This window comes from Dokdonella sp. (assembly GCF_049593775.1).
In the GTDB taxonomy this organism is placed as follows: domain Bacteria; phylum Pseudomonadota; class Gammaproteobacteria; order Xanthomonadales; family Rhodanobacteraceae; genus Dokdonella.
In genome coordinates this window covers 1-4949 of the sequence record NZ_JBAWHJ010000305.1, presented here as the reverse complement: position 1 = coordinate 4949, position 4949 = coordinate 1, and the positions used below count along the sequence as shown (strand labels likewise).

Genomic DNA, 4949 nt, shown 5'->3' with positions numbered 1-4949 from the left:
TATCGCATCGAACTGACCGCGGGCTCAGCATAAGCAGCAAATCCGCTGAATCGGGAGCGGCAGAATTCCGACCTGCGAACGCGCGCAGGTCGGATTTTCCGTAGGCGGGGTCGAATGGCCGGCAACTCGGGCGACCAGCTTGGTCAATTGGCGTCCGGCAGCCCGATGCGCAGCCGATTCAGTCGCTGCGACCCGTTACTCGTAGCGCGCCGCACGCACCTCCTCGGGATGGTGGTTGGTCAATTTTTCCTTGTGCTTGCGCACCTGGGCGGTGAGCTTGTCGGCAAGGGCATCAATTGCGGAGTACATGTCGGGAGCGACGGCATCGGCATGCATGGCCTTGCCGGATACCAGAATGGTTGCCTCGGCCTTGTGCAGCAACTTTTCGATGCCGAGCACGATGGACAACTCGTGAAGGTGGTCAAAATGCCGGTTCAGACGTTCCATCTTGGATTCCGCATGCTGACGCAGCGCGGGCGTGACGTCGATCTGATGGCCTTTGATGGTGATCTGCATAACAACCTCCTTCTATGGCAGGCCGGTCTTGCCGGCCCGGATGGAATCGAGGTTTTGGCCTCGATACCGATTTCTTTGTCGTTGTTCAATCGAACTGATGGCTTTGACAAGGATTTCAAGCAGGCGTTCCCGGATCAGCCCGGTACGCAAATCGAATCAACCCAGTCGGCAACGATCATTCGACGATGGAATGTTGAGCGCCTCCCTGTACTTTGCGACGGTACGTCTGGCCACGCTGATTCCGCGGCGGTTGAGTTCGACCGCCAATGCCTGGTCAGACATCGGACGGGCGGCTTTTTCTTCATCGATCAGCTTGCGGATCATGGCCTGAATGGCCGTTGCGGATGCTGCACCGCCATCCACGGTGGAAACTCCGCTGGAAAAGAAATACTTGAATTCAAACGTGCCGCGGGGCGTGTGCAGGTATTTGCGCGTGGTCACTCGGGACACGGTTGATTCGTGCATCTCGATTTCCTCGGCGACATCACGCAAGACCAGCGGGCGCATCGCCTCGGCACCAAACTCCAGAAAGCCGGCCTGGGCCTGGACGATGGCCTGGGCAACCTTGAGAACAGTTTCGGCACGTGTCTTCAGACTCTTGATCAGCCAGCGGGCCTCCTGCAATTGGCCGCGCAGGTAGTTGGCATCATCGCGCTGGGCGCGGGAAATCAGGTTGGCATAGTGTTCGTTGATGGCCAGCCGTGGCTGACAGTTGGGCGAGAGCGATACCTGCCAGCGACCGTTGACCTTGTGCGCGTAGGCATCCGGCGCCACATATTCGGCCGCCGTGCTCGAGTAGCCGGCACCCGGTTTTGGCGTCAGCGAGCGGACAAGGTCAATGACCGCATCGAGTTCTTCATCGTTGGCCTTCAGTTTCTGGCACATCCGCGTGCGGTCGTTGCGTGCAAGCAGATCCAGGCAATCGATGACGAGCTTGCGCGCCATGGCAAGGCCGGGTGTTTCGTCGTCAAGCGATTCCAGTTGTACGTCGAGGCATTCACTGAGCGTGCGTGATGCGACGCCGACCGGATCAAACCGCTGGACGCGATGTCGGACAGCTTCAACCTGGTCGACATTCACCGTGAACAGGTCCGCAAGGCTTTCGCAGATCACCTCGTTGGTTTCGTCGAGGTAGCCGTCTTCATTGACCGCTTCGATGATGGCCGTGGCGATGCCGCGATCCTTGGCCGACAAGGGTGTCAGGTTCAGTTGCCAGAGCAGGTGGTCGCGCAGATCCTCGGATTCGGCATCCTGCGATTCCATGCCATCTTCATCGCCACCGGACACGCGGTAGTCGCGCCTGTCTTCGCCGAGATCCAGCGGCGTGTCGTCATAGTCCGGCGTGCTTTCGCCAACATCGGTACTGCGGTCATCCGTGGAATCGACCGGCGCACTGACCGTATGTTCGGGAGGTGCGAAATCCTCGACCGCTTCTTCCTCGGGCTCTTCTTCGTCCAGATCGAGCAGGGGATTGGATTCAAGCGCGAGGTTGAGCTCCAGTTCAAGCTCCATGCTTGAAAGCTGTAGCAGCTTGATGGCCTGCTGAAGCTGCGGCGTCAGCGCTAGCTGTGACTGGATGCGGAGTTGTAGAGCGGGTTTCATGCCCGTTTGATGGTCACCATTCTGCTTCATGCAATCCTAGCGCCAAATGCCCTCAAGCGGCAGATCTTGACGCTTTCATCAATGGGGTCCACTCTCAAGTGATTGGCTGCTTTTATCCTCGATTTTCAGGTCAGATGAATGTCGATTCGGGGCTGTGGTCCCGCAAAAGCCCGATTCGACAGCAATCGTGCCGGATCAAGCGCTCCCCTGCCGAACAGGCGTCATGACAGCGGTCATTGGCTTTTTTTCCTTCGCATTCCTTCTGACGTCTTCGACGCTTGGCATGCTCTTGTTCACCCCGGCTGCACTGCTGATTGCGTCGATAAGCGCATGCAAGAGGCAACATCTGGTCACCGCGACCAGTGTCCTGGCGGCTATGGCCAGCTTCACTGCGTTCATCCTGTTTTCCCTACTGGCGAGTCCTGCGTCCTGGCAAGCAATGCTTGCGGCATCGAGGACGGGTCCACCAGAGGTTGTGGCCGAACGGGCCAGGGATGTTGGAGCCTACTGGCACCGGTCACACAACCAGATATTGATCAAGGACTGGTACTTTCTGGCTGGCCGCTGGGGCGTCTGCCATGAACTCTGGGCACAGTCAGCGTGTACACGCGCACCGGTCGAGCGCGAGGCCGTGGGTATTGCGAGGGAGATGCTCGCGGATCTCGCCAATGACGTCCATTGGCCTCCCCGTTGCGGCCCTTTGGCAATCGGCGGCTCGGTGGACAACGGTTCTGGACGGTAGCGCGTCTGAACGTCCCGGGGCAGGTGGCTGGTGAGTTTCGCCGGGGCCATGGTCGTCGCGGCAGGCCTGTATCTGGTTGCGCTCGGCCTGGCAGCCATGGTGATGCCTGCTCGAGCCGCGCGCTTTCTGAATGCCTTCGCCAGCTCGGCGCCAGTCCACTTTCTTGAGTTGTTCCTGCGGTTCGCCGTTGCAGCCTGCTTCCTTCTCTACTCGCCAGCGCTTCGCTTTCCAGCGCTATTCGAGACGGTCGGCTGGGTGCTGCTGGTGACATCCGCAATGTTGCTGGTCATTCCATGGCGCGTTCATCGCAGATTCGCTGCCTGGGCAGTGCCACGAGCCACGAAACATGTCGGCGTGCTGGGAATCTGTTCGTTGCTGGGCGGCTTGTTCGTACTGTATTCCGCCGACTGGGGAAGGTGGCTGGTCGACGGCCTTTCCTCATGAATGCCAATTGCATCGCGGGATGGAAGTGCCGGGCTCCGAGTTCGATGACGTGTTCACTCGCATTGTCCGAAGAGGCGTGGGCCTGATTCCAGCGCGTTCGTATTTTCGCAGGCTACATCCGGAACTCTTTCCCAAGATAGACTTCCCGCACCTGCTCGTTGGCCAGCACTTCCGCTGGCGACCCCTGAGTCAATACGGATCCCTCGTTCATGATGTAGGCGCGGTCGCAGATACCCAGGGTTTCACGGACATTGTGGTCGGTGATCAGGATGCCGATGTTGCGCGCCTTGAGCTGGCGCACGATGCGCTGGATATCGACGACGGATATCGGATCGATGCCGGCGAACGGTTCATCGAGCAAGAGGAAACGGGGCTTTGCCGCCAAGGCGCGCGTGATTTCCACACGCCGGCGTTCACCACCCGAAAGGCTGACCCCCTTGCTGGCTGCGATGTGGCTGATTTGCAGCTCATCGAGCAGGGACTCCAGTTCGTTTTCACGTCCGTTGGCGTCGAGATCCTCGCGCAATTCGAGGATGGCCATGACGTTGTCGGCCACACTCAGGCGCCGAAAAATGGATGGCTCCTGAGGCAGATAGCCGACGCCAAGCCGCGCACGTTCATGCATAGGCATGTTGGTAATGGTGCGGTCATCAAGTTTGATCAGGCCCGAATCGGCTGCCACCAGGCCGACCACCATGTAGAAGCAGGTAGTCTTGCCCGCCCCGTTGGGTCCCAGCAAGCCGACAACCTCTCCCTGGTTGAGGCTGAATCCGAAATTCCGCACCACGGTGCGGCCCGCATAGGACTTGCGCAGACTTTCCGCATGCAGCATCAGGGTTTGGAGTCCGCAGGCTTTTTCTCGGCCACGCGAGGCTTGGGCTTGAAAGTCATGTGGACTTCACTGCCAGCGGCCTGGCTGCCGCCCTCCATGGCACCGGTGTTGGTGTTGTAGGTCATGCGTGGGCCGCGAAATTCCGAGCGACCTTCCTGCACGACGATGACATCGCCGGTCAGTTCGGCGATCCCGGTATCCGATCGATAATCAATGGTGCTGGCCCGGGCGGTCACCTTGCCACCGCCATCCATGAGCTGTTCCAGCGTGGCCGGAGCGCCGGTCAACACCAGGCGACGCCCGTTGCCATCGGCACCGGCAACTTCGATTTCCGAGATCCTGGCTTCGTCGCCGCCAGCTTTCAGGGAACCCTGGATCATGCGCACGTTGCCGGTGAAGACGCTGACGTTGGCTGTCCCGAACGTGCTGCTGTTGGTTTGCGCACGCACGTCCAGAGGCTGGTCGCGATCGGTACTGAGGGCAAAGGCCTGCCCGTGAAGGGCCAATGCCAATGGCAAGGCAAGGATGCTTGCTCCGCGGAGGAACCGCGCGCTACTTCGCTTTTGGCTCGAACGTATTGTGGACATCGGACAACAGCTCCAGAACTTTCGTGTTGAGATCGCCGCGCAGGCCTGTGCCTCGCAGTATAGAGCCCGGCTGGCTGATCTGTGCGGGTGCGGCCGTCTCGAGTTTTTTCGCTTTTGGCATGGCGGTCAGGTTGGAAGTGCTCAGGGTTGCTGGCTCGACCGATTCTGATGTGACGCGATCCATCACGACGTTTCCTTCGAGTTCCATCAGTGATCCATCCTGGTT

The 4949-nt window shown here is 59.6% G+C and carries 7 protein-coding genes; 2 read left to right on the top strand and 5 right to left on the bottom strand.

Features of this window, described 5'->3' with window-relative positions:
• Positions 1-195: 195 nt before the first annotated feature.
• Together hpf and WBP53_RS10720 are read right to left on the bottom strand one after the other, a co-directional pair.
• Positions 196-516: a ribosome hibernation-promoting factor, HPF/YfiA family gene (gene hpf, locus WBP53_RS10725; RefSeq protein ID WP_423928746.1), complete on the bottom strand. Its 321-nt coding sequence runs from the start codon at positions 514-516 to the stop codon at positions 196-198.
• 156 nt (positions 517-672) lie between these two features.
• Positions 673-2118: an RNA polymerase factor sigma-54 gene (locus tag WBP53_RS10720; RefSeq protein ID WP_423928744.1), complete on the bottom strand. Its 1446-nt coding sequence runs from the start codon at positions 2116-2118 to the stop codon at positions 673-675.
• Between the two features lie 223 nt (positions 2119-2341).
• Here WBP53_RS10720 and WBP53_RS10715 point away from each other — a divergent pair, with 223 nt between their 5' ends.
• Both WBP53_RS10715 and WBP53_RS10710 read left to right on the top strand, forming a co-directional pair.
• Positions 2342-2860 carry a hypothetical protein gene (locus tag WBP53_RS10715; protein WP_423928742.1) on the top strand — a complete coding sequence of 173 codons (519 nt, stop codon included), beginning with the start codon at positions 2342-2344 and terminating at the stop codon, positions 2858-2860.
• Between the two features lie 30 nt (positions 2861-2890).
• Entirely contained in the window at positions 2891-3304 is a 414-nt protein-coding gene (locus WBP53_RS10710; protein WP_423928740.1) for a hypothetical protein, read from the top strand.
• Between the two features lie 112 nt (positions 3305-3416).
• Here WBP53_RS10710 and lptB read toward each other — a convergent pair whose 3' ends face one another.
• From lptB to lptC, 3 genes are all read right to left on the bottom strand, one after another.
• Positions 3417-4136, bottom strand: a complete 720-nt coding sequence (gene lptB / locus WBP53_RS10705; protein ID WP_423928738.1) for an LPS export ABC transporter ATP-binding protein — start codon at positions 4134-4136, stop codon at positions 3417-3419.
• Complete coding sequence (gene lptA, locus WBP53_RS10700) at positions 4136-4654, bottom strand: lipopolysaccharide transport periplasmic protein LptA (protein WP_423928736.1); 519 nt, start codon at positions 4652-4654, stop codon at positions 4136-4138. Before lptA ends, lptB begins: the two co-directional genes overlap by 1 nt.
• Before the next feature lie 34 nt (positions 4655-4688).
• Positions 4689-4949: LPS export ABC transporter periplasmic protein LptC (lptC, locus tag WBP53_RS10695; RefSeq protein ID WP_423928735.1), on the bottom strand; the 261-nt coding region annotated here is incomplete at its 5' end.

Excerpts from the sequence above, each read along its gene's own strand:
- hpf (WP_423928746.1), bottom strand. The coding sequence starts at position 516 with ATGCAGATCACCATCAAAGGCCATCAGATCGACGTCACGCCCGCGCTG.
- WBP53_RS10720 (WP_423928744.1), bottom strand. The coding sequence starts at position 2,118 with ATGAAACCCGCTCTACAACTCCGCATCCAGTCACAGCTAGCGCTGACG.
- WBP53_RS10715 (WP_423928742.1), top strand. The coding sequence starts at position 2,342 with ATGACAGCGGTCATTGGCTTTTTTTCCTTCGCATTCCTTCTGACGTCT.
- lptB (WP_423928738.1), bottom strand. The coding sequence starts at position 4,136 with ATGCTGCATGCGGAAAGTCTGCGCAAGTCCTATGCGGGCCGCACCGTG.